This is a genomic window from Neisseria montereyensis, from assembly GCF_024834045.1.
GTDB lineage: Bacteria > Pseudomonadota > Gammaproteobacteria > Burkholderiales > Neisseriaceae > Neisseria > Neisseria montereyensis.
In genome coordinates this window covers 1-25,204 of sequence record NZ_JANUXW010000007.1, presented here as the reverse complement: position 1 = coordinate 25,204, position 25,204 = coordinate 1, and the positions used below count along the sequence as shown (strand labels likewise).

General features: G+C 44.1%; 19 protein-coding genes. 17 read left to right on the top strand and 2 right to left on the bottom strand.

What is annotated here, in order from left to right:
- The first annotated feature begins 119 nt into the window (after positions 1–119).
- Complete coding sequence (locus tag NXS09_RS07870) at positions 120–1,112, top strand: Fe(3+) ABC transporter substrate-binding protein (RefSeq protein WP_259292002.1); 993 nt, start codon at positions 120–122, stop codon at positions 1,110–1,112.
- 194 nt (positions 1,113–1,306) lie between these two features.
- Here the strand turns inward: NXS09_RS07870 and NXS09_RS07865 are convergent, their stop codons facing one another.
- On the bottom strand, positions 1,307–3,727 hold the full coding sequence (locus tag NXS09_RS07865; RefSeq protein WP_434803016.1) for a penicillin-binding protein 1A: 2,421 nt from the start codon (positions 3,725–3,727) through the stop codon (positions 1,307–1,309).
- Positions 3,728–3,876: 149 nt separating this feature from the next.
- Between NXS09_RS07865 and pilM the strand changes: the two genes are divergently transcribed.
- The 8 genes from pilM (at position 3,877) to NXS09_RS07825 (ending at position 11,751) form a co-directional block, all read left to right on the top strand.
- Positions 3,877–4,974: a type IV pilus assembly protein PilM gene (gene pilM / locus NXS09_RS07860; RefSeq protein WP_259292001.1), complete on the top strand. Its 1,098-nt coding sequence runs from the start codon at positions 3,877–3,879 to the stop codon at positions 4,972–4,974.
- Between the two features lie 2 nt (positions 4,975–4,976).
- A complete protein-coding gene (locus tag NXS09_RS07855; protein WP_259292000.1) occupies positions 4,977–5,594 on the top strand; it encodes a PilN domain-containing protein in 618 nt (205 codons plus the stop codon).
- Between the two features lie 3 nt (positions 5,595–5,597).
- Complete coding sequence (locus NXS09_RS07850; RefSeq protein ID WP_259291999.1) at positions 5,598–6,233, top strand: type IV pilus inner membrane component PilO; 636 nt, start codon at positions 5,598–5,600, stop codon at positions 6,231–6,233.
- Between the two features lie 18 nt (positions 6,234–6,251).
- A complete protein-coding gene (locus NXS09_RS07845) occupies positions 6,252–6,785 on the top strand; it encodes a pilus assembly protein PilP (RefSeq protein ID WP_259291998.1) in 534 nt (177 codons plus the stop codon).
- Positions 6,786–6,812: 27 nt separating this feature from the next.
- A complete protein-coding gene (locus NXS09_RS07840; protein ID WP_259291997.1) occupies positions 6,813–8,969 on the top strand; it encodes a type IV pilus secretin PilQ in 2,157 nt (718 codons plus the stop codon).
- A 46-nt stretch (positions 8,970–9,015) separates the two neighbouring features.
- The gene (locus NXS09_RS07835) at positions 9,016–9,564 is read left to right on the top strand and encodes a shikimate kinase (protein ID WP_259291996.1); all 549 of its coding nucleotides are present in this window, start codon (positions 9,016–9,018) and stop codon (positions 9,562–9,564) included.
- A 132-nt stretch (positions 9,565–9,696) separates the two neighbouring features.
- Positions 9,697–10,779 (top strand): 3-dehydroquinate synthase, encoded by a 1,083-nt coding sequence (gene aroB / locus NXS09_RS07830; RefSeq protein WP_259291995.1) that lies wholly within the window; start codon positions 9,697–9,699, stop codon positions 10,777–10,779.
- 105 nt (positions 10,780–10,884) lie between these two features.
- On the top strand, positions 10,885–11,751 hold the full coding sequence (locus NXS09_RS07825; protein WP_259291994.1) for an ATP-binding protein: 867 nt from the start codon (positions 10,885–10,887) through the stop codon (positions 11,749–11,751).
- Positions 11,752–11,860: 109 nt separating this feature from the next.
- Here NXS09_RS07825 and NXS09_RS07820 read toward each other — a convergent pair whose 3' ends face one another.
- Positions 11,861–13,654, bottom strand: coding sequence for a bifunctional chorismate-binding protein/class IV aminotransferase (locus NXS09_RS07820; RefSeq protein WP_259291993.1), 1,794 nt, complete (start codon positions 13,652–13,654; stop codon positions 11,861–11,863).
- A 161-nt stretch (positions 13,655–13,815) separates the two neighbouring features.
- Here NXS09_RS07820 and ppk2 point away from each other — a divergent pair, with 161 nt between their 5' ends.
- The 8 genes from ppk2 to NXS09_RS07780 form a co-directional block, all read left to right on the top strand.
- Complete coding sequence (gene ppk2 / locus NXS09_RS07815) at positions 13,816–14,757, top strand: polyphosphate kinase 2 (RefSeq protein WP_259291992.1); 942 nt, start codon at positions 13,816–13,818, stop codon at positions 14,755–14,757.
- A 252-nt stretch (positions 14,758–15,009) separates the two neighbouring features.
- The gene (gene recC / locus NXS09_RS07810; protein ID WP_259291991.1) at positions 15,010–18,237 is read left to right on the top strand and encodes an exodeoxyribonuclease V subunit gamma; all 3,228 of its coding nucleotides are present in this window, start codon (positions 15,010–15,012) and stop codon (positions 18,235–18,237) included.
- A 379-nt stretch (positions 18,238–18,616) separates the two neighbouring features.
- The gene (locus tag NXS09_RS07805; protein WP_259291990.1) at positions 18,617–20,002 is read left to right on the top strand and encodes a DEAD/DEAH box helicase; all 1,386 of its coding nucleotides are present in this window, start codon (positions 18,617–18,619) and stop codon (positions 20,000–20,002) included.
- A gap of 621 nt (positions 20,003–20,623) precedes the next feature.
- The gene (gene porB, locus NXS09_RS07800; protein ID WP_259291989.1) at positions 20,624–21,697 is read left to right on the top strand and encodes a trimeric porin PorB; all 1,074 of its coding nucleotides are present in this window, start codon (positions 20,624–20,626) and stop codon (positions 21,695–21,697) included.
- A 214-nt stretch (positions 21,698–21,911) separates the two neighbouring features.
- Positions 21,912–22,283 (top strand): 30S ribosomal protein S12, encoded by a 372-nt coding sequence (gene rpsL, locus NXS09_RS07795; protein WP_002242163.1) that lies wholly within the window; start codon positions 21,912–21,914, stop codon positions 22,281–22,283.
- A 119-nt stretch (positions 22,284–22,402) separates the two neighbouring features.
- Positions 22,403–22,873 carry a 30S ribosomal protein S7 gene (rpsG, locus tag NXS09_RS07790; RefSeq protein ID WP_151049955.1) on the top strand — a complete coding sequence of 157 codons (471 nt, stop codon included), beginning with the start codon at positions 22,403–22,405 and terminating at the stop codon, positions 22,871–22,873.
- A gap of 18 nt (positions 22,874–22,891) precedes the next feature.
- On the top strand, positions 22,892–24,997 hold the full coding sequence (fusA, locus tag NXS09_RS07785; RefSeq protein ID WP_259291988.1) for an elongation factor G: 2,106 nt from the start codon (positions 22,892–22,894) through the stop codon (positions 24,995–24,997).
- Positions 24,998–25,078: 81 nt separating this feature from the next.
- Positions 25,079–25,204 (top strand): GTP-binding protein (locus NXS09_RS07780; protein WP_259292089.1); only part of this gene is annotated, 126 nt, incomplete at its 3' end.

The window sequence follows — 25,204 nt, the reverse complement described above, 5'->3', positions numbered from 1 at the left end:
TTGTTCTTAATGTTATTATTCATTAAAATAATGAACGCTAGAGAACCCTCATTATCCTTTTATTACAAAATATGAGGCTTGTTGGTATCCCATTGTTTCCTTAGAAAGGATCATAAAGTATGATGAAAAAAGCCCTGGCCGTTTCAGTTGCATTGTTGGTAGCGGCTCCAGTATTTGCCGAAGAATTAGTTGTTTACTCTTCTCGTTCCGATAATCTGTTACGTCCAGTTGTGGAGGCTTACCAGAAAAAAACGGGGGTGTCCGTTAAATTGGTGAATGATAAAGCCGGCCCTTTGATGGAAAAGCTTAGAGCCGAAGGCAGTAATAGTCCTGCAGACGTATTAATTACAGTTGATGGCGGTAATTTATGGCAAGCGACTCAAATGGATTTATTGCGTCCGATAAATTCAGCAACATTAAATAAAAATATTCCTGCTAATTTGCGAGATCCTAAAAACCAATGGTTTGGTCTTTCTGTAAGAGCGCGTACGATTTTTTATAATACCAATAAGGTAAAACCATCAGAACTTTCGACATATGCTGATTTGGCAGATCCAAAATGGAAAGGACGTTTGTGTTTACGGACATCTAATAGCGTTTATAACCAATCTTTGGTTGGCACAATGATTGCTAATCAAGGGCAGGTGGCAACCGCTCGAATTGTAAAAGGTTGGGTAAATAATCTGGCAGTTGCTCCTTTCCCAAATGATACCGCTATGATGGAAGCGATTGCGGCAGGGCGTTGTGATGTTGGTATTGGTAATACATATTACTATGGCCGTTTGATGGATAAGAAACCTAACCTGCCGGTTGGTATTTTCTTTGCTGATCAGCAAGGTAGAGGTACACATGTTAATGTGTCTGGTGCTGGTGTTGCAAAATATTCAAAAAAAGCCGCTCAGGCTCAGAAATTTATTGAATGGTTAAGCGGTAGTGAAGCTCAGAACTTATTCGCGGATTTAAATCATGAGTATCCGGCGAACCCTACCATTACGCCTGATCCTAAAGTTGCTAAATGGGGTAAGTTTAAACAGGATTTAGTAAATGTATCTGTTGCCGGTAGTAATCAGCAAAAAGCGGTGATGTTGATGAAACGGGCTGGATATAAATAATATACTTTTGTGTATATCCTTGTTAGAAAATATGTGAGGTTTGAAAAAGACTCTCTAGGATTGGATCGTATCGGGTAAATTCTAGAGGGTTTATTATTAATTTAAAGGTTAGCTATTTCTTATGGGTTAAGTTGGCAAAAAAATAGCCCTTATATCTTAATGATACAAGGGCTATTTTTTTGCCAACTTAAAATTTAGAATAGAGAATCTAATTGAGAGTTACCTGGGGCTAGTGGCTCGGGGCTATTATTACTGCCTGTATTACCTCTGCCGTTCAGGGGCTCCAATGGTTTTTCTATGGGTTTATATTCTTCCGGAGAAGCTGTATTTGTTTTTACTTTAGATTCTGTGTTCGTATCCTGTTCTTCATTTCTAACCGGTCTGCTAGATCGGTTATCAAGAGGTAAATCAGGGTTAGTTGTTTGTTGCTCTTTTAGGAAGTAGTGACCGTTGCGACTAACCATACCTTCGGGGGCTTTCATACCTTTTACCGGAATACCTTTCAGGGCAAATCTCATATATTCAACCCATACCGGTAACGCTATTGTACCGCCATAACCTGCTCGGCCCATGCTACGAGGTTTATCGTAGCCGATATAGACGGCAGTAACAATATCCGGATTAAAGCCGACAAACCAAGCATCTTTATTATCGTTTGTCGTTCCTGTTTTACCGGCAATGTCCGAACGTCCTAAAGCACGAGCACGGGTAGCCGTACCCATACGAACAACGTCTTGCATCATTTTATACATAATATAAGCATTACGGGGGTCGATGGCCTGCGGTGCATTATCACCGGCTACCAAGGGGCGCATTTGTGCTCTTAAACGCCCCCTGCCATCATAGATACGGTCAATGACATAGGATGACACTTTATAGCCGCCATTGGCAAATACTGTATAACCTTCTGCCATTTTCATTGGCGTCGTTTCGCCGGTACCTAGTGCCATAGACAGCCCTGCCGGCATTTCAGACGGTTTAAAACCGAAATGTTGTATATATTCTCGTGCGTAGTCCGTTCCGATTGCCATTAAAATACGGATAGAAACCATATTTTTTGATGCTGTTAATGCCTGTCGTAATGTAATAAATCCTGAATAGCGGCCGTCTGAATTTTTGGGATTCCATGTCCTACCATTTTTGCCTTGTCCTGGTAACGAAAGAGGCGCATCATTAATAACTGTAGCCATTGTCATACCTTTTGCTAATCCGGCAGAATAGACAAAAGGCTTAAATGAAGAGCCTGGTTGGCGCTGTGCTTGAGTGGCGCGATTAAATGTTTTACTGTGAAAGTCATAGCCACCTACTAAGGCACGGACAGCACCGGTCTTAGCATCTAAAGAAACTAGCGCACCTTGCAGTAAAGGTTCTTGAACAACTCGCCATTTTTTCCCGTTTTGTTTTACTCGGATGACTGCGCCTTTTCGGATTTGCTGATCCCCCATTTTTTGATTATTAACAGCTCTTGCAGCAAAGCCTAACTCAGAGGTTCCCAATGTTGTTTGGGTGCCATTTGGCAATTGAATTTCTACTCCTTTTTTGGAAGCATTTAAAACAACGGCCGGAACCATACCGTCAACCGTATAAAGTGTTGAAAGGTATTGGCCAACAGTTTCTTCCACATTATCACTTTTGCTTAAGTCAAGATAATTTTCAGCACCTCGATAACTGCTGCCTCTGTCGAAGCCTCGCAATGTTTTTCTTAAAGCCTCAGTTGCAACGCGTTGGTTTGCCGTACTTACTGTTGTATATACTTTAAAGCCTTGGGTATAAGCTTCTTCACCATATTTTTCATATAGCTCCTGTCGCACCATTTCGGCCACATAAAGTGCACTTTGATCAATTTTTTGCACATAACGCTTATAAACCAGCTTTTCTGCAAGTGCTTGATCACGCTCTTGCGGAGTAATCATTTTTTCTTCAACCATATTGTTCAGAATATATTTCTGGCGCAATTTGGCACGTTCTGGGTTCACAATCGGATTGAATGTCGATGGTGCTTTAGGCAGGCCGGCTAAAATTGTAGCTTCAGCCAAAGTTAAATCCCGAACATCTTTATTGAAATAAATGCGAGCTGCAGAAGCAAAGCCGTAAGCGCGTTGCCCCAAATAAATCTGATTGAAATACAGTTCTAATATTTGATCTTTAGTTAAAGATTTTTCTATTTTATAGGCCAATAGGGCTTCATTGAATTTACGCGTGAACGTACGCTCGTTACTTAGATAAAAGTTACGAGCAACTTGCTGGGTTATTGTGCTGGCACCCGATTGAACACCGCCGGTCATATTGCCGATGGCCGCGCGTATTACACCGATAGTATCCACCCCCCAATGCTCATAGAAGCGTTTATCCTCTGCCGCAATAACAGCATTTTTCAACACTTTGGGGAAGTCGGTAATTTTGGTAAACGATCTTCTCTCTTCACCATAAACGCCGATAACCTCTCCGTCAGATGAATAAACAGTAAGTGGCATTTTGGGTTGGTAGTGTTGGACTGCTTCCAAAGAAGGTAGTTTGGGGTAGGTAATCAGAATAGCTATTGCAACCAAACCTACAACAAAAAGTATTAAACCTAAAATCAAACCAATACAGGTCGTTATAATTTTTTTAATCATGACTAATTAATAAAGTTGCCATATGAATCATTAAATAAAGTAAAATAGGTAAATGTTTTATCAAAATAAAGTTATGTTTTTGTAAACGTAAAAAAATATTACGGATTCAAAACTGTTACTCACCTATTCAAACACAGGGGCGTTACATTATGCGAATGGAAAAAAATCAAAAAAATACAAATAGTAAAACGTCATCCAGTCTTAGCCAACGTACAGCTATCGGCGTCGATATCGGACAGCATGCCATTAAACTGGTGCAGTTGTCAGGCCGTAGTTTAAACCAAATCCAGTTGGAAAAGTACGTTATTACCAAACTGCCTAAAAATATTATCAAAGGCAGTAAGATACAAGACTATGACCAACTTGTTACATATTTGCAACATTCTTATACTCAATTGCATACAGGGGTTAGAAATTGTGTTGCTGCATTACCTCAAAATTTAGTAACCATTGAAACGGTTGTTTATAGTGATAAAGACACTGATTTGGATCTTGAGAGCTTTGCAGAGTCTGAAGTTTCACAAATCGGTCCAATTGAGGAAATGAATTTCGATTATCAGGCTGTTGGTACTTCGACAATGCCTGCAGGCATAAAAGTCCTTTTGACAGCAGCCAAAAAGGATGATGTCGAGCCACGTATTGAAGCCTTTGATAATGCCGATCTTTCCCTTTCGGCAATGGATATTGATTTATTTGCCCAAAATAATGCGTTTTCGTTTTGGATAAATAATCATGCTCCGGAGTTGGAGCATGAAAAAATTGCAATTTTTGGTATCCATGCCACACAAATGTATGCCATCGTAACTCAAAACGGGCAAATTTTATATAAACAAGAAGCTAATGTAAGTACAGAACAGTTAAATCAGTTAATTCAACGTACTTATCAGGTAACTGAAGAAAAAGCAGCTCAAATGATGGTTGCCGCTACCAAACCTTCGGATTATCAAACTGCTGTTGCAGACCGATTCAATATACAAGTAGCACAAGAAATACAGCGTGTACTTCAGTTTTATTACACTACACAAACCAGTGAACAGTATTCCAATGTTAAAAATATTTTGTTGACTGGTACGGCATCTCAACAGCCGGGTCTGGCAGAAACTATTTTCTCGCATACAAATACGGCAACAGAATGTATACATCCCATTTTATATGCAACAAATAGTAGTAAAGTCGATCTTTCACAATTACAAATAGATGCACCAACATTAACACTAGCCTTTGGCTTGGCTTTAAGGGGACTTTAAAGATGATTGAATTAACCAAAATCAACCTTCTTCCCTATCGTGAAGAAATACAGCAGAAGAAGAAGAAACAGTTTAAAACCTTAGTTTTACTGGCTTTGGTTGTAGGCATAGGTTTATCCACAATAACATATTTAGGTATTAACCGTGCCATAAGCAGTCAGGAGGCGCGTAATGAGTTTCTCAATCAAGAGATTAGTAAGCTTGATGAAAATCTTTTGGAAATTAACAAGTTAGAAAAAGAGAAGGCAGATTTTCTAGCTAGAAAACAAAAGGTTGAAGAGCTTCAAGAAAAGCGTTTTCAGGCGGCTTATATTATTGATACGCTCAATGTTCTGATTCCAGAAGGAACATACCTTACAGCAATTACTGCTGAAAATCCAACTACCTATACTATCAGTGGGAAAGCAACCAGCGATAATAAAATTGCTATGTTTATGCGTTCTATCCCTAGCACCGGTGTTTTTATGCAACCTGAATTAATGAGTATTAAAAAAGTTGATAATACACAAGAATTCTCGCTGAAAGTTTTATTAAACCAAGCCTATTATTCGTTGCCAGTTGCTCCTGATGTAGGAACAACTGACTCAGGCAGTACCGATAATACGACACGGGGGAAATAATGTATGGCAGCAAAATCATTTAAAAGTATTGATATTAATACTTTGCATTTATTGGGGATGCCGGCGAAGTTGGCTTTAGCAGGATTAACTGTTGCAGGTGTATTGGCACTCAGTTATGTAGCTTTGTTTAGAACACAACTTGAGACATTAGATTCAGTTAGTGCGAAAGAAGTAGAGCTTAAAGAAACATTTACTAAAAAGAGTATTGAATCAGCCAATTTGGATAATTTGAAAGCAGAGTTAGATGCGATACGTTTATCTTTTAATGTATTGTTAAAACAATTACCCACTGATGCAGAAATTCCCAATTTGGTTCAAGAATTACATCAGGCTGGTGCGACAAACGGTTTGAGAATGGATAGTGTTACTCCGCAGGCGCCTGTAAATGACGGTCCGATTCAAGCTCTACCATATGAGATTGCAATAACCGGCAAATATAATCAAATCAGCCAATTTGCCCGTGATGTAGGTGCACTATCCAGAATCATTACTTTGGAATCACTTAAGATCAGTAGGAAAGATGAAGGAAGTAATCAACTGACATTAAGTGCTACGGCAAACACTTATAAAGCACGGCCTGTTGAAGAAGTTGCTGCCGAATTAGAAGCCGCAAAAGCAGCCAGTGAAGCATCCAAATAAAATTGGGAGGAAACCGTCATGACAAATAAAATATTACTTGCAGGCATATTGGTTTTATCTGCTTGCACACCGGCTCACGAAGATCTTACCGAATGGATGGATAACACCCGTAAACAGGCAAAGGCAAAAGTTATCCCATTCGAGGCACCTGCTGTAAGCCAGCCGAAATCTTATAATCCGCCTCAATTTGATGGATTAAACGCTTTTGAAAGCAAACGTCTGAATAGCGTCCAGCAAGGTGCCAATGCACCTGATACAAACAGGCCGAAAGAGATATTGGAAGGTTTCAGTTTGGAAAATTTGAAATATGTCGGCAGCTTAACCAAAGGGGGCTTGACGACCGGTTATGTAGAGGCTGACGGCCATGTGTATACCGTAAGGCCGGGAAATTATATCGGACAAAACTACGGTAAAATTCAATCAATTACTGCAGATCAGATTACGCTAACGGAACTTGTGGAAGATACTTATGGTAATTGGGCTTACCGCAAAGCAGAACTACCTTTGACAGGTGCGGATGCTAATAATGATACTGCTCAGAACAACAAATAAAGGGGTATGACTAAAATGAACTCACATATGACAAAAATTCTTTCAGCCATTGCTATGGGCTTTGCCGTTCATTCGGCATATGCAGGTAACATTACAGATATCAACGTATCTTCGTTACCTGATAATCAGAAAATCATCAAAATCAAATTTGATAAAGAGGTTGTGACACCGCGCGGCTTTATCACAACAACGCCTGCCCGTATTGCATTGGATTTCACGGGGACGAATATTCAATTGCCTCAACCGGTATTGGAATATGCCGATCCATTATTGAGTCAGATTACTGCGGCACAAAATGAAAACCGTGCACGTATTTTGTTGGGGCTGAATAAGGCGGGTCAATATAATACTGAAATCAAAGGCAACGAAGTTTGGGTGTATGTAAACGAAGCTTCAAATACAACCGATACATCACCATCTCAAAACAAGACCCGAGTATCTAATTCTCCGGTAGTTCATACTTCTGCTCCGGCACAAAAAGAACAAGTTGTGGCATCTGCCAATATTGATTTCAGAAAAGGAATACGTGATTCCGGTATTGTGGAGTTGAGTGCACCCTCATTTACAGGTGAGCCCGCGATTAAGAAGCAAAATGACCGCATCACCATCACTCTGAAAAACCATCCTCTGCCAACCCAAGCGCAACGTAGTTTGGATGTGTCTGATTTTAATACGCCGGTGCGTAATGTCACGATGAAACGTATTGGTAACGACACACAAATTGTGATTAGAAATAAAGGAAGTTGGGATTCCAAAGTACAATCGGCTAATGGTCGCTTCAATATTGAAATTATGCCCAAAACCAATATTGCTTCAAAAGGCTTGGATAAAAAGCCGAAGCAGAATTTTAACGGACGTAAGATTTCTTTAGACTTTCAAGATATTGAAGTGCGTACCATACTGCAAATTTTGGCTAAAGAATCCGGTATGAATATTGTTGCCAGCGATACGGTTAATGGCAAAATGACGCTTTCCCTGAAAGATGTGCCTTGGGATCAGGCGCTTGATTTGGTGATGCAGGCGCGTAATCTAGATATGCGACGTCAGGGCAATATTATTAATGTAGCGCCGCGTGATGAGCTGTTGGCTAAAGATAAAGCGGCACTGCAGGCAGAAAAAGAAATTGAAGATCTCGGTCCGTTATTATCACAAACATTCCAGTTGAAATACAAAAATGTGGAAGAGTTCCGTGATATTTTACGATTGGATGAAAATGGCGGTAGTGGGGCCGATAGAAACAGTTTGTTGAGTAATCGCGGTAGCGCATTAATCGACCCTGCGACCAATACGTTAATTATTACTGATAATCGTGTGGTGATGCGTAAATTCCAACGATTGATTGAAGAGTTGGATGTACCGACCCGCCAAGTAATGGTTGAAGCGCGTATTGTGGAAGCCAATGATGGCTTTTCTCGTGATATCGGTGTGAAATTCGGTTATACAGGCGTTCGGAATAATAGTAGCTGGGGTTCAAACTGGACCAATGCGGTGAATAACTTCGGTACGAATGTTGATAACCAACGCACAAGGGCTAATGCTATTTTGAGTGGCTCGAACACCATTCCGACCACAACACCTTTAGAAATGAATCCGAACATCAGCCTGCCCGTTACTTCGGCAACAGCAAGTATTGCCTTAGTTCGCGCTATTTCTTCCGGTGCTTTGGGTTTGGAATTGACTGCAATGCAAGAACAAAGCAAAGGTAAAATTATTTCCAACCCGCGCGTTTTGACGCAAGACCGTAAAGCGGCAACTATTGAATCCGGTTCCGAGATTCCGTATGAAGAAGCGACTTCGAGCGGTGCCACTTCAGTGACTTTCAAAAAGGCAGTGCTTGGCTTAACGGTTACGCCCAATATCACACCCGACGGGCAAGTGATTATGAATGTGAGAATCAATAAAGATACGCCTGTTGATTGTGTTACCGGCGGTATTGCAACAAAATGTATCAGTACCAAACAGTTGCAGACACAGGCTATGGTTGAAGACGGCGGCACATTGATTGTCGGTGGTATTTATGAAGAAGAAAACGGTGATACAGTGAACAAAGTACCTCTATTGGGTGATATCCCTGTTTTGGGTAACTTGTTTAAGTCACGCGCCCATCAAGAAACTCGACGCGAGCTGTTAATTTTTATTACACCGCGCATCATGGATAACCTTGGCAGCAACTTACGTTATTAATGCTTCTGCAACGTAAATAAACATTTACTGTATATTTTCGTTTACAATGCCTGCTATGGAAAACATAGCAGGCAATTTATTTTTAATCGGTTTGATGGGGGCGGGTAAAACGACGTTGGGCAAGTATCTTGCGCACTCGTTGAATCGGCCCTTCTATGACAGCGATCACGAAATCTGTAAGCGTACGGGGGTCTCGATCCCAACCATTTTTGAGGTGGAGGGTGAACAAGGCTTCCGGGAACGTGAAGCGGCTGTTATTGACGAGTTGACTTCGTTGCCAAACATTGTATTGGCAACGGGGGGCGGTGCAGTTTTGCGTGATGAAAATTACCGAAAACTAAAAGAGCGTGGAACCGTGATTTATTTACACGTTTATCCGGAAATATTGCTTGAGCGCACGCGTTTTGATAACAACCGGCCTTTGCTTCAGGTTGAAGACCCATTAGCCAAGCTTAAAGAGTTATATGATGCCCGTGATGGTATTTATCGATCTGCAGCGGATATTATTATCGAGGCAAACCGGACAAACGGCCATAAGACGGCAGAGCAATTGTTACATATATTGCAACAAAACACATTAGCAGGGCAGCCCTAAAATACTAGATAGGCCGTCTGAAAAGAATATTTCAGACGGCCTGATTGATATATCGATAGCCGTATGTAAGCCCATCCAAAAGGCAGCCTTGTTTATTCTTATTTTCATTTTTTCTTTATATCTCTATAAATTATGCACACTTTGAATGTAGCCACACCTTCTCACCAATATCCGATTTTCATTGGCAATCATCTGATTAATGATGCCGATACATTGTTAAAGCCGTTTATCAATAAAAAAGCAGCCGTTATTACCAATGAAACCATCGCCCCGTTATATTTGGCAGCACTTCAGACGGCCTTAGATAAAGCAGGCATTCCCCATTTTAATATTGTTTTACCAGATGGCGAACAATATAAAAACTGGGAAACGCTAAACTTGATTTTTGACGGACTGATGCAAAACCGGGCCGAACGTAAAACCACTTTAATCGCTCTTGGCGGCGGTGTAATTGGTGATATGGTCGGCTTCGCTGCGGCAACTTATCAGCGTGGTGCACCGTTTATTCAGGTGCCGACCACGCTTCTGAGTCAGGTGGATTCGTCGGTGGGCGGGAAAACGGCTATTAACCATCCGCTTGGTAAAAATATGATTGGTGCTTTTTATCAGCCGCAGGCTGTTTTGGCCGATTTAAATACCTTATCCACTTTGCCGGATCGCGAATTGTCTGCCGGTATGGCTGAAGTGATTAAATATGCCTTGCTCGGCGATATCGAATTTCTTGATTGGCTGGAACAAAATATCGGCGGCCTAATGCGCCAGGATAAAGCATTATTGGCTGATGCAGTACATCATTGTTGCCGGATGAAAGCCGATATTGTGGCCAAAGACGAAACCGAGCAGGGCATTCGGGCTTGGTTGAATTTGGGGCACACTTTCGCCCATGCCATCGAAGCGGAAATGGGTTATGGTACATGGTTGCATGGTGAAGCCGTTGCCGCAGGTATGGTGTTAGCCTGCCGTTTATCCGAACAATTGGGCAAGCTGCATCAAAGCGATACGCAGCGTGTGATTCATTTACTCAAACAAGCCGCTTTGCCGGTTGAGCCGCCCCGTTTTTCATTTGATAAATGGATTGAGCATATGCAGCATGATAAAAAAGTCAGTAGCGGCATTATGCGGTTTGTTGGGCTGAATAAATTGGGTGAAGCCAATATTACCGAAATCACCGATATGGATATCTTATATCAGACATTGAAACCTTATGTGTCGTAAAAACAGTTAGGTTCGGTATAGGCTGTATGGATGGATACGGCCTATATTTTTGTTAAAATTATCTGGTTGAAATCATGTAAAAAGCCGTCTGAAAAGGAATAAACCATGAAGCTTGCCAAATTTCTCAAACTTTCAGCCTCCGTACTCCGTCGCTTGGATAAATTATTGCCGCCTGAAGCAGAAGAACCGGATTGGCAGGCATGGGCTTACCGATGGCAGGCCGTCGGTAGGAAAGGCATTTTAGAAAGTTTACCAAGGCCGCACACCTTTCCGCTGAGTCGCTTGGCTGCGGTTGATACGCAAGTCAAACGCTTGGTTCGCAATACGGAACAATTCTTAAACGGCAAGCCCGCCAATAATGCGCTACTTACCGGCGCTCGTGGTACGGGAAAATCATCATTGGTGAAGGCCTTGCTGCATGAATACGGCAATCAGGGCTTGCGTTTGATTGAGGTGGATAAAACAGATTTGGTTAATTTGCCTGCCTTGTTGCAAATGATTGAAAAAAGAAAAGAGAAGTACATTATTTTTTGCGACGATTTATCTTTTGATGAAGGTGATTCTTCTTATAAAGCCTTAAAAACCGCTTTAGACGGCGGTTTGTCGCAACGTTGCGATAATGCCTTAGTATATGCCACATCAAACCGCCGCCATTTAATGCCCGAATATATGGATGAAAATACCGCCACGACCGGCATACGCGGCGAAGTGAACCCCAAAGAAGCGATAGAAGAAAAAGTATCTTTGTCCGACCGTTTTGGTTTGTGGCTAAGCTTTTATCCTTTTGATCAAAACGATTATCTTCAAGCCGTAGAAAATTGGTTAGACAGCTATGGCTTGAGTTTGGACGAGACTGCGCGTAAAGCCGCTTTAAGTTGGTCGTTGGCGCGCGGCAGCCGATCAGGTCGCATTGCATGGCAGTTTGTTTGTGATTGGGCGGGTCGCGCTCCGGAAGAACGTGTTTTGGATTAGATTGGTATCTGCGATTTTTCGGGTAGATGATTTTAAGAAGTTGATGAGGGGCGGATGTGATTATCCGCCCCTCATCATATCTCAACAATATGAATTTCTACTTCATTAATCAGTCAATCAGCGTTACTCCAAACATCCCGCGCAAAGCATTGCTCAAACGTATTTCATCTGCCTGTTTCAGCATGTCATCACTGATATGGCTTTCGATAACGGTATCCGCGTTTAAATAAGCTTGCGGGTTATCAATCACCGTTTGGCGCATCACGCCGTTGAGAATATCTAAATCCAGCGACGGCGTGTGCCATTGTTGGCCGATACGGATAAAAACATTACTGCGGCCGCCCTCAAGTAAGAGGCCGTCTGAATTGAAAAACAAACTATCAAACGCGCCGTGTTGTTCGGCTTGTTGCCAGCCGCTGTCGTAGGTTGTACGCCATGTGGTTTTAAAACGGCGCAGGTAATCATGAGCGGGTAGTCGGGTATCGGCCATCACAACATGGGCAAGCGGCGGTTGATTATTTAACGGCGCATGGCTTAGGGTGAGGCCGTCTGAAGGATGTAAAACGGCTTTCATTCGATAGGCGTTGTTATCGGGTAGGTTGCCGATATGGTTTTGAATCGCTTGCTCAAAATCTGATGCAAGATTCAGGTTCAGGGCTTGGGCGGATTGTTTCAGACGGCCTATATGTAAGGATAGCAGCCGGCATTGTTTATTTTGAATGTACATGGTTTCAAAGATACCAAACTCAGGATAAAGGCTATTGAGGAAACGGGCTTTCCATGCGCATTCGGTGTATTCGTCTATGGCAATGCTGTCGGCCACAATGCCGGAGCCGACCCCGTACACGCCTTGATAGAGGCCGTCTGAAATCGGGTTTAACTGCAAGGTGCGGATAACCACATTTAAAGTGCCGTGAAAGCCCAAGCCGCTGTCGCATGGTTCGAGAAAGCCGATGCTGCCGGTATAGAGTCCGCGCGGTGTGGTTTCCAATTCGTTGATGATGTGCATGCTCATGCGTTTGGGTGCGCCGGTAATGGAGCCGCATGGAAAGGCGGCGCGGAAAATATCGGCGGCATGGATATTCGGCTTGGCTTGTGCTTCGATGGCGGTAGTCATTTGCAGCACGCTGCCGAAACGGCGCACTTTAAACGGTTCGGGAACATGCACGCGGCCTGTTTCGGCAATTTTGCCGAGGTCGTTACGCAATAAATCGACAATCATCACGTTTTCGGCACGGTTTTTTGGGTCGTTGTGTAAATCGCGTGCGCGTTGGTCGTCTAAACCATCATTCAATATCGGCGCGGTGCCTTTCATTGGTTCGGTGGTAATCAGGCCGTCTGAATCGATATGCAGAAAGAGTTCGGGTGAAAAACACAATGTCCAAATAGGGTTGCCCTGATGGTCGGGTAAGTAGGCCAGCATGGCGTAGGGAACGGGCTGGCGCAAACGGCGGTAGAGCCGGATAGGGTCGCCGTAAGCCGTTAGATGCAGGCGGGTGGTGTAGTTGATTTGATAGGTGTCGCCGCGTGCAATAGCCGTCTGAATATCATTGATGGCTTGTAGGTAGGTTTCTTTATCAATAATGTTTTCAGGTGTGCTGATGCCGGAAGGGGTGTGCGCATTTTCGTGTTGCGTCAACCATGTTTCCGGATCGGCTTCGATACGGTTTTTAAACCAGTGGATAGCCAAACGGGCAGAATGAGAGGGCGGCAGCTTCACAAGCGGTAAGCCGAATTCATAGTCGGCAACCAAAACAGCATGTAATCCTTCTTGCCAACCTTGCCGGAGTTCATTGTCAAGTTGGTTTAATTTCCCAGCTGTTAAAAAACGGCTGCGGACATAATCTGTATAGTGTTCGGCACGGTTGGAAACGGCATCGTCGGCAAAGGCGAAATAAGACATGGTGGGAGGATAGGTAAAAGGACGTTATTATAACGGACTACCGGATTGAAAACAGGCATTTGGCTGGTGATTGCTTTTGTTTATTTGTGTAAAAAAGAGTAGAATAATAACTAAAATACCGAATGAATTTTGAACCACTTAACTGTAAAAAGGAGCAATATATGACCGACCAATCCAACGAACAACAATTACAACCTTTCGAGCCGGTATCGTTGGGTGATAAAAAAGAAGAGTTGAAAGTTTTTGAAAAAGCGGTTTTAGAGCATAAAGGTCGCGCCAGTGGTGAAGATTCAGGCTCTGCACCATTGCCGGAAAACTATCCATACCGTACTCGTATGAGCCGAAAAATCTATGAAAAAGAAAAGAAAAAGCTGCAAATCGAGCTGTTAAAAGTGCAAAGCTGGGTAAAAGATTCAGGTCAGCGTATTGTCGGCCTTTTTGAAGGGCGTGATGCAGCCGGTAAGGGCGGCACCATCAAGCGTTATATGGAACACCTCAATCCTCGTGGCGCCCGTGTGGTGGCTTTGGAAAAACCGACCGAAACCGAACGCGGCCAATGGTATTTCCAACGTTATATTCAAAATCTGCCGACTGCCGGCGAAATGGTATTTTTCGACCGTTCTTGGTATAACCGCGCCGGTGTAGAACGTGTGATGGGTTTCTGCGAACCGCATGAATATTTGTTGTTTATGCGTCAAACACCCGAATTTGAACGTATGTTGGTAGCCAGCGGTATCCATCTGTTTAAATTCTGGTTCTCCGTTAGCCGTGAAGAGCAATTGCGCCGCTTTATTTCCCGCCGTGATGATCCGTTGAAACATTGGAAACTGTCTCCGGTGGATATCGAATCGCTCGACCGTTGGGATGATTATACCGATGCGAAAAACGCGATGTTCTTCCATACCCATACCGGTGATGCGCCATGGACAATTGTTAAATCGGACGATAAAAAACGCGCCCGTTTGAACTGTATCCGCGCATTCCTGCACCATCTTGATTATCCGAATAAAGATTTGAAAGCCATTGGTGAAGTGGATCCATTGATTGTGAAAGTACCTGATACTAAGTTTGCCGATAATAATTTCGAAATGATTGCCGATTAATCGGGCAGCAGCTATATTGGCATCACAACAAGGCCGTCTGAAAGATATTTCAGACGGCCTTGTTTTATTTTACCTAATTAAATGTATATCTAAGGGCTATCAAGGTGGATAGAGTCGTCTTGTGAGGCCGTCTGAAAAAATAAAAGCGGGCGGTAAGACAATATAAGGAAAGGGTAAACATTGATAATCCCGCCGCTTTTGTTCGGCCGTGCTATATAATCCCGTTATTCATTATTTCTATTGTCTGCCGATATGCTTTACCTTTATCAGTCGAACCGACTTGAAGATCTGGCCGCATTATTCGCCCGTCTTCATCAGCTTCAACCGCCTGCCAATCCGTTTGCGGCGGAAGAAATTATTGTGCAGAGCCAAGGTATGCGGCGTTATTTGAACAGCTATCTGGCCAAAGAAACCGGTATTGCCGCCAATCTGAATTTCAGCTTACCCGGTCGGCTGACATGGCAATTGATGCGCGACATGATTGCCGATGTGCCTATGCTTAGTCCGTTCGATCCCGAAGTGATGCGCTGGCGTTTATTGTCGCTGTTTCAAAGTGAGGATTTTCAGACGGCCTCGGAATATGCCCCGGTGCGCGAAGCCTTGCAAAGCTATTTACGCAGTGGCGCAACGGCAGATTATCAGATGGCCGGCCAGTTGGCGGATATTTTCGACCAATATTTGGTTTACCGCCCGCAATGGATAGATGCTTGGCAGCAGGAAAAAATGGTTGGCTTGGGTGAGGATGAACACTGGCAGGCAGCTTTGTGGCGGTATTTGGACGACGGCAAACAATCCACCCCGCACCGTGTCGCTTTATGGCGGCAACTCTTGGGCGCGTTAGATAAAAACAAACTGCCCGAGCGTTATTGTGTGTTCGGTATTGCTACGATGGCACCGGTTTATCTGCAATTGTTACAGGCTTTGGCGGAACATTGCGACGTACATATTTTCGCCCTGAACCCAAGCAGCGAATATTGGGGTAATGTGATTGAAGCCGCCCAAGTTTTACAGCAGGAAGACGATATCGATTTGAGCCAGACAGGGCATCCGCTTTTGGCCTCGTTGGGCAAACAAGGGCGGGATTTTTTCGATGCCTTAGTCGATGTACCCAAACACGAGATTCAGGTTTTTGAAGAAGAGCCTTTTCAGACGGCCTCTCAAACCTTATTGCACCGCTTGCAATACGATATTCAAACCTTAAACATGCCGTCTGAAAACCCACATAACCTGCCGCAGCCGGATTTGAATGACGGTTCGATAACGGCCGTTTCCGCGCACAGCCCCTTGCGCGAATTGCAAATTTTAAAAGACCGCCTGCTCACCGTATTGGCCGAACATCCCGATTGGCAGCCGCACGATATTGCCGTGCTCACACCGCATATCGAACCGTATAGCCCGTTTATCGAAGCCGTATTCGGGCAGGCGCAGGCAGGATCGCAAGCGTTGCCGTATTCGGTATCCGATGTCAAAATCAGCCGCCGTCAGCCCCTGTTTCAGGCCTTGTCGCAAGTGTTGATATTGCTGGAAAGCCGTTTTGAAGTGGATTTATTGTTGTCATTGTTGGAAAACGAATTGGTGCGCCGCCGCTTTGGCTTAAACCGCGATGATTTGCCGTTATTGCACGAAACCATTGCCAAACTCAGCATCCATTGGGGTTTGGATGAAAATATGCGCGGCGGTAATAATCTGTTTACTTGGCAGCAGGGTTTGGAACGCCTCGCACTCGGTTGGATGCTGCCCGAAAGCAGGCATGCTTTATGGCGCACAATCAGCGCATGGCACGGCAATCCGGGGCAAACGGAAGTTTATAGCCGCTTTGCCGCCTTGATTCGCACCCTTGCGGAAACTGCCCGCACATGGTGCAAGGCTGTTAGCATTCCCGAATGGGTAGAGCGCATACGCACTTTAATGACCGCATTAACCGAACCGGATAATGAAGACCAACACGCATGGCAACAGTTGAGTCAGGCCTTGGCGCGTTGGCAGGAAGAAGCGGAGTTGGCCGGATTTAAAGCAGATTTATCGCAGCCGTCCGTTATCCGTCACATTAGCCGTTTTCTCGACAGTGAAAGTCAGGCCGGTTTTTTACGCGGCGGCATCACCTTTTGCAGCATGGTGCCGATGCGCAGCTTGCCGTTCAAAATGATTTGCCTGCTGGGGCTGAATGATGGTGACTTCCCCCGCAACACCAAAGCCGCCGCTTTCGACTTAATCGCCCAACACCCGCAAAAAGGTGACCGCGCCCGCCGCGACGACGACCGTTATCTATTTTTAGAAGCTGTAATGAGTGCGCGTGAAATCCTTTATTTGTCGTATGTCGGCCGCGATATCCGCAATGATCAGGAATTAGCACCTTCGGCATTACTCAATGAATTAATGGATACCCTCGCAGCGATGACTGGAAAAACCACAGCCGAATTGCATCAAAACTGGGTTGTTCAGCATCCCTTGCAAGCTTTTTCGCCCCGTTATTTCACGCCTCAATCGCTTTCAGACGGCCTATCCGGTACCCGGCAGGATTATGCAGGTGCTTTAAATACACCTGCCGCAGAGCCGTCTGAATTTTTTAGTGAGCCGCTTTCCGATAGTGTGGCGGAGGAAAATACGGTTCGCCATTATGACTTTATCCGCTTCTGGCAAAACCCCGTGCGCTACTGGCTGCAAAATACCTTAAGCTGGCAGGAACCATACCGCGATCAGGCATGGGATGCCGCCGAACCGTTTGAGCCGCAGCAAGCCGAACGTATTGTTGCAGAATATACCGCCGCCCGCCGTCATAACGAAAGTTTCGAGCAAACCGCCGAGCGTTTGCAGGCACAAAGCTTAATGCCTACAGGCGTACTCGGTTCGCTATGGCAAACGTATTTTCAGACGGCCGCAAAAACACTCGACAGTACCCTAGTATCCAGCCCTAAACTGCCGACCATAGCCTATACGCTTTTCGATACGCCTTACATACTGGAAGGCAGTCTCAACCACCTTTATCAACACGGGCAGATTTATTTTCTCGAACAACCGCCCAATTCGCCCCGTCGGCTGGCCATATTATTGGAACACTTAATATTTTGTGCCGTGAGGCCGTCTGAAACCGAAACCTATCAAACCCATCTGCTATTGCCTAACGAACCGGAAACTTTGGCTGAAATCCCACAGTCTGAAGCGCAGGCCTTATTGCAAAAATGGCTGGCGTTTTATGCCATCGGGCAAAGCCGACCGTTGCCGTTTTTCGCCCGCACATCATTGGCAGTTGCTGAAAAAATGCATAATGGTGAGGATGAAACCCAAGCAATGAGTACGGCGTCCAGCGCTTATCACGGCAATAAAGTCAGCAAAGGGCAGAAAGACTATACTGAAGTGGCGCTGGTGTTCGGCAATAGTGAAACGCCGCCGATTGAGTCGCCTTTGTTCTGGAATATGATTCAAGAGCTGCTTGTTCCTTTATTGAATGCCGCGGTACAAAAGCCTGAAGGGGAAGAATAGGGCGTTTATATTTGGCAAAATGTATTGGTACAGAATAGGCCGTCTGAAAGCGTGGTTGATTTTGTGGCATAATAAACAGGCTGAAACCGGTATATTTATGTAATAAAGCGTTTCACACATTTTTATACGGCAGAATCCGTTCAAGCCAAAATCAAGTGGTTGTTGCAATAGGCACAACAGTAACGTAACAACCATGTAAGTAGCGTGATTTTGCAATATCGGTCGGAAGTGATCCGTCCGCCTTAATTTATTGACCCAACCCTATAACTATTCAGACGGCCTTATTAAAAAATCCTTATCCGATAAACAGGCCGGAACATCGTAAGCCGATCTTATTCCGGCCGATGAATCATAGGCCGTCTGAAACGGAAATCGTACCATGACCCAAACTTTTACATCTCTCGGTTTAGGCAGCGAAATCATAGCCGCGCTAACCGAGCAAGGCTATGAAACGCCGACACCTATTCAGGCTGCCGCCATTCCCAAAGCGTTGGCAGGCCATGACCTTTTGGCCGCCGCCCAAACGGGCACAGGCAAAACCGCTGCCTTTATGCTCCCAAGCCTCGAACGGTTAAAACGCTATGCAACACCCAGCACATCGCCGGCTATGCACCCCGTGCGCATGTTGGTATTAACGCCGACTCGCGAGTTAGCCGACCAAATTGATCAAAACGTAAAAAACTATATTAAAAACCTACCGCTGCGCCACACCGTATTGTTCGGCGGAGTGAATATGGATAAGCAAACGGCCGATCTTCGTGCCGGCAGTGAAATTGTGGTTGCCACCGTCGGCCGCCTGCTCGATCACGTCAAACAAAAAAACCTGAATTTCAGCAAAGTTGAAATCGTTGTACTCGACGAAGCAGACCGTATGTTGGATATGGGTTTTATCGACGATATCCGCAAAATCATGCAGATGTTGCCCAAGCAGCGTCAAACCCTGCTGTTTTCTGCTACGTTCTCTTCGCCGATTCGTAAGCTGGCTCAAGACTTTATGAGCAGCCCCGAATTGATAGAAGTTGCGGCACAAAATACGGCCAATGCGAATGTAGAACAACATGTGATTGCTGTAGATACCATGCGCAAGCGCAACTTACTCGAACGCTTAATTATTGATTTGGATATGAACCAAGTGATTGTATTCTGTAAAACCAAACAAAGCGTTGATCAGGTTACCCGAGATCTCAAACGCAGAGAAATTGCCGCCCAAGCCATTCACGGCGATAAATCTCAGCAAAACCGCTTAGAAACCCTTGGTGCATTTAAAGAGGGCAGATTGCGCGTATTGGTGGCCACCGATGTGGCCGCACGCGGCTTGGATATTGCCGAATTGCCTTTTGTAATTAACTACGAGCTGCCGACGCAGCCGGAAGACTATGTACACCGTATCGGCCGCACAGGGCGAGCCGGTGCCGATGGTGTGGCGATTTCTTTAATGGATCAATACGAGCAGAAAATGTTTGAAGCCATTAAAACGCTAACGGGCAGTACCATAGACATTGAGCGTATAGAAGGGTTCGAGCCGACTTGGTGGCAAAATGGCGGCAGTATTGCAGAGATTGATAAAGATGCCTCGGTCAAAAAACACAGTGTGCCACGAGAACCACGAAATAAAGATTATAAGAAAAATAGCCGTGCCGAAAAGCGTTTGTCCGAGAGAAACAATGATCCCGGCAGCGCTTGCGGAAAAATTGCAGGCCGTTCGCGCCGTAGCAGACGAGAGCGGCAGCAGTGTGCTTTGTTGCAACCTGATTACGGAGCCTAATATAGTCATACCGGCCGTCTGAAATAGCATAAGCTTCAAATAGGTTTGTATTTTAACTTTGAACAGGGTGGATTTATCCGTCCTGTTTGTCATTGTTTTTGAAAAATTTAAGGTTGTTTGGGATGAAAAAAATGATATAACAGTAAAAATTTTATTAATATCCATAAATAACAAATACAAAGATAAATTTTATCTTGATTGCATAGTGAATAAATGATATTACGATAGAGTTCATATTCGCTGTATATCTTAGTGGTTCTGGTTTGCCTGAGAATAAAACATTAGTCTTTTAATTCTTTGTCATTGTGCATTTACTTATGATTTCTACTTGGTTGAAGCACCAAAATCCAACAAATTGAATAATTTGTTGCAAATGTGCCAAATGTGCTACAAGTTGACATATCTCTTTGATTTTAATGAAACTAAATAAAAAAAATGGAATAAACTCCATATGTTTTTAAAAAAAACAACCAATCGTAGGGCGATAAAGTTTGTTTTTTTGCAACGAAGCAATTATATTAGCAGACATGAAATCGCTAATCCTGCGATGAATGCAAAAACTTAGGTGGTTTCATGTCCATTTAAGTTTGTTTTCTCAAACGATAGAAAAGGAATACAGCAATGAAAAAATCTCTGATTGCTTTGTCTTTGGCTGCTTTGCCTGTTGCAGCAATGGCTGACGTTACTTTGTACGGTCAAATCAAAGCAGGTGTTCAAGTTTCCCAATTAAAAGTGGGTGGTGAAAAATCTAAAACCGCAACTGAAATCGTTGATTTGGGTTCACGCATTGGTTTCAAAGGCCATGAGCATTTAGGTTCAAATTTGAATGCCATTTGGCAAGTTGAAAATACAGTGAGCGTTGGTGGTAATGGTCAAGGCACTAGCGGTGGTAAATGGGCTGATCGCGATTCATATATCGGCCTTGAAGGCGGCTTCGGTAAAATCCGCGCCGGTCGAATCAGCACTCCTGTAAAAGATATGGATGCACTTGATGCATGGGAATATGGCAGCAATGCTTTAGGTTTGGGTGTGTTTACTCGTAATGACTCTCGTGAAGTTTCTGTACGTTACGATACCCCTGTATTCAGCGGCTTCAGTGCAAGCGTACAATATACACCGCGTGACAACGCCAACCCTGGTGATAAATATACTCATGACGAGCCTTCTCGTGATGCCTACTTCGGTGGCTTGAACTATGAAAACTCAGGCTTCTTTGCACAATATGGCGTTGGCTTCAAGAAAAATGCATATAACAACAATAACGGCGATGGTGAGAATGGTCAAGTTCATCGTGTATTTGCTGGTTACGATGCCAATAACTTATTTGCCGGTTTAGGTTATCAATACACTAAAGGTTTGGACACTTTGGGAAGTTATGCAAGTGCCTTTGCAGATGCTGAATATACTCCAATTCCTAATGATCCTACTATTAAAACACAAGAGGTTGCAGCAACTGCGGCATACCGCTTTGGTAATGTAACCCCGCGTATTACATACGCTCATGGTTTTAAAGCAAAAACTACTGGCGGTGATAAAATAGGCGATAGTAAATATGACCAAGTGGTTGTAGGTGCGGATTATGATTTCTCTAAACGTACTTCTGCTATGATTTCTGCCGGCTGGTTGAAATTTGGTAAAGGCGAAAACAAAATCCAAAATACTGCCGGTATGGTTGGCCTGCGTCACCTGTTCTAATTTCTCTTAAAGAGAGTTAGTAATCAATATAAAGAGCCTGCGTTTAGCAGGCTCTTTTTTTATCTTTTATTTTATATAAAAAATTATGCAACATTTGAAATGATGTGTTCGTTGTAATCGTGTAGGTATTTGACTAAATGGTTGCATTAAAGCTATAATTCCGCTCTTGCGGACATGGTGTTCGCAAGTGTTTCACTCAACAGGACGAGAAAATATGCCAACTATTAACCAATTAGTACGCAAAGGCCGTCAAAAGCCTGTGTACATTAATAAAGTGCCGGCACTAGAAGCGTGCCCGCAAAAACGCGGTGTTTGTACCCGTGTTTATACAACTACACCGAAAAAACCGAACTCTGCGTTGCGTAAAGTGTGCAAAGTTCGTTTAACCAACGGTTTTGAAGTGATTTCATACATCGGTGGTGAAGGCCACAACCTGCAAGAGCACAGCGTTGTGCTGATTCGCGGCGGTCGTGTAAAAGACTTACCGGGTGTGCGTTATCATACTGTTCGCGGTTCGTTGGATACTGCGGGCGTGAAAGATCGTAAACAAGCCCGTTCTAAATACGGTGCGAAGCGCCCTAAATAATCTAGCTAACACTATATGGCACGTCGGTTGTGTCTCTTAGCAATACAGCCGAGTAAGTGAATATCTTGATGGGTATTCATGGGATTGCCCCAACTGAATAGACTAAGTAAGGAATTAAAATGCCAAGACGTAGAGAAGTCCCCAAACGCGACATATTGCCGGATCCTAAGTTCGGTAGCGTTGAATTGACTAAATTTATGAATGTATTGATGATTGACGGTAAAAAATCTGTTGCCGAACGTATTGTTTACGGTGCATTGGAACAGATTGAGAAAAAAACCGGTAAAGCAGCAATCGAAGTATTTAACGAAGCCATCGCCAATGCTAAACCCGTTGTCGAAGTGAAAAGCCGCCGTGTAGGTGGTGCTAACTATCAAGTTCCTGTTGAGGTTCGCCCTTCACGCCGTTTGGCTTTGGCTATGCGTTGGGTGCGTGATGCTGCACGCAAACGCGGTGAAAAATCTATGGATTTGCGTTTGGCCGGCGAATTGATTGATGCAGCTGAAGGTCGTGGCGGTGCTATGAAAAAACGTGAAGAAGTACACCGCATGGCTGAAGCCAACAAAGCCTTCTCTCACTTCCGTTTCTAATTTTGAAAGGCGAATAAAATGGCTCGCAAAACCCCGATTAATTTATATCGAAATATTGGTATTTCCGCACATATTGATGCGGGTAAAACCACTACTACAGAACGTATTTTGTTCTATACCGGCCTGACTCACAAATTGGGTGAGGTACATGATGGTGCTGCTACCACCGACTATATGGAACAAGAGCAAGAGCGTGGTATTACCATTACTTCTGCAGCTGTAACCTCTTATTGGAAAGGTATGGCCGGTCAATTTCCCGAACACCGTTTCAATATTATTGACACTCCGGGACACGTTGACTTTACGGTTGAAGTAGAACGCTCAATGCGTGTGTTGGACGGTGCCGTAATGGTTTATTGTGCTGTGGGTGGTGTGCAACCACAGTCTGAAACCGTATGGCGTCAGGCTAATAAATATAAAGTGCCCCGTTTGGCTTTTGTCAATAAGATGGACCGACAAGGTGCGAATTTCTTCCGTGTGTTGGAGCAAATGCGTACCCGTTTGCGCGCTAATCCCGTGCCGATTGTTATTCCTGTCGGAGCGGAAGATAAATTCGAAGGCGTTGTCGATTTGCTTAAAATGAAAGCCATCATTTGGAATGAGGCTGATAAAGGCGCCACTTTCGAATATGGCGATATTCCTGCCGATTTGGTTGAGACTGCCGAAGAATGGCGCAACAACATGGTTGAAGCTGCCGCAGAAGCCAGTGAAGAATTGATGGATAAGTATCTGGGCGGAGAAGAGTTGACTGAAGAAGAAATTATTTCCGCTATCCGTCAACGTACTCTGGCTGGTGAAATTCAACCGATGCTTTGTGGTTCTGCCTTTAAAAACAAAGGCGTTCAACGTATGTTGGATGCAGTAGTAGAGTTTTTACCGGCACCTACAGATATTCCGCCTGTACAAGGTGTTAACCCGGCTAATGAAGAAGCCGACAGTCGTGAAGCAAGTGATGATGCTAAATTCTCAGCATTAGCATTTAAAATGCTTAATGATAAATATGTCGGTCAGTTAACATTTATTCGCGTTTATTCCGGCGTAGTGAAATCAGGTGATACCGTTGTTAACTCGGTAAAAGGTAGTCGTGAGCGTATCGGTCGTTTGGTTCAAATGACTGCTGCCGATCGTACAGAAATCGAAGAAGTGCGTGCCGGTGATATTGCGGCTGCCATCGGTTTGAAAGATGTGACTACCGGTGAAACTTTATGTGCTGAAGAGGCGCCGATTGTTTTGGAACGTATGGAGTTCCCCGAGCCGGTAATCCATGTGGCTGTAGAACCCAAAACTAAAGCAGACCAAGAAAAAATGGGTATTGCTTTAAACCGTTTGGCAAAAGAAGACCCTTCTTTCCGTGTTCGTACCGATGAAGAATCAGGTCAAACTATTATTTCCGGTATGGGTGAATTACACTTGGAAATTATTGTTGACCGTATGAAGCGTGAGTTCGGCGTGGATGCAAACGTGGGTGCGCCTCAAGTGGCTTACCGTGAAACGATTCGCAAAGAAGTCGAATCTGAAGCCAAACACGTTAAACAATCCGGTGGTAAAGGTCAGTATGGTCACGTTGTGATCAAAATGGAACCGATGGAACCGGGTGGTGCAGGTTATGAGTTTATCGATGAAATCAAAGGTGGCGTGATTCCGCGTGAATTTATTCCTTCTGTTGATAAAGGTATCCGTGATACACTACCTAACGGTATTGTGGCCGGTTATCCGGTGGTAGATGTCCGCGTGCGCCTGATTTTCGGTTCTTACCATGATGTCGACTCTTCTCAAATTGCTTTTGAATTAGCTGCATCAATGGCATTTAAAGAAGGTATGAAAAAAGCGTCACCTGTTTTGCTTGAGCCGATTATGGCTGTTGAAGTTGAAACACCTGAAGACTATATGGGTGATGTAATGGGTGACTTGAACCGTCGCCGTGGTATCGTTTTAGGTATGGATGATGACGGTATCGGCGGTAAGAAAGTTCGTGCGGAAGTACCGTTGGCAGAAATGTTCGGTTATTCAACTGACCTGCGCTCAGCCACACAAGGCCGTGCCACTTACTCCATGGAGTTCAAGAAATACGCTGAAGCACCTGCACACGTTGCAGCACAAGTAACAGAAGCCCGTAAAGGTTAAACTGTTGTAGTAAAACCGTCTGAAAAAATTCAGACGGTTATATTCTGATCTTTAATCGTTCTTTAATAAGGAAATTAGCTCATGGCTAAAGAAAAATTCGAGCGGAGCAAACCGCACGTAAACGTTGGCACCATTGGTCACGTTGACCATGGTAAAACTACATTGACTGCTGCATTGACCACTATTTTGTCTGAAAAATTCGGCGGT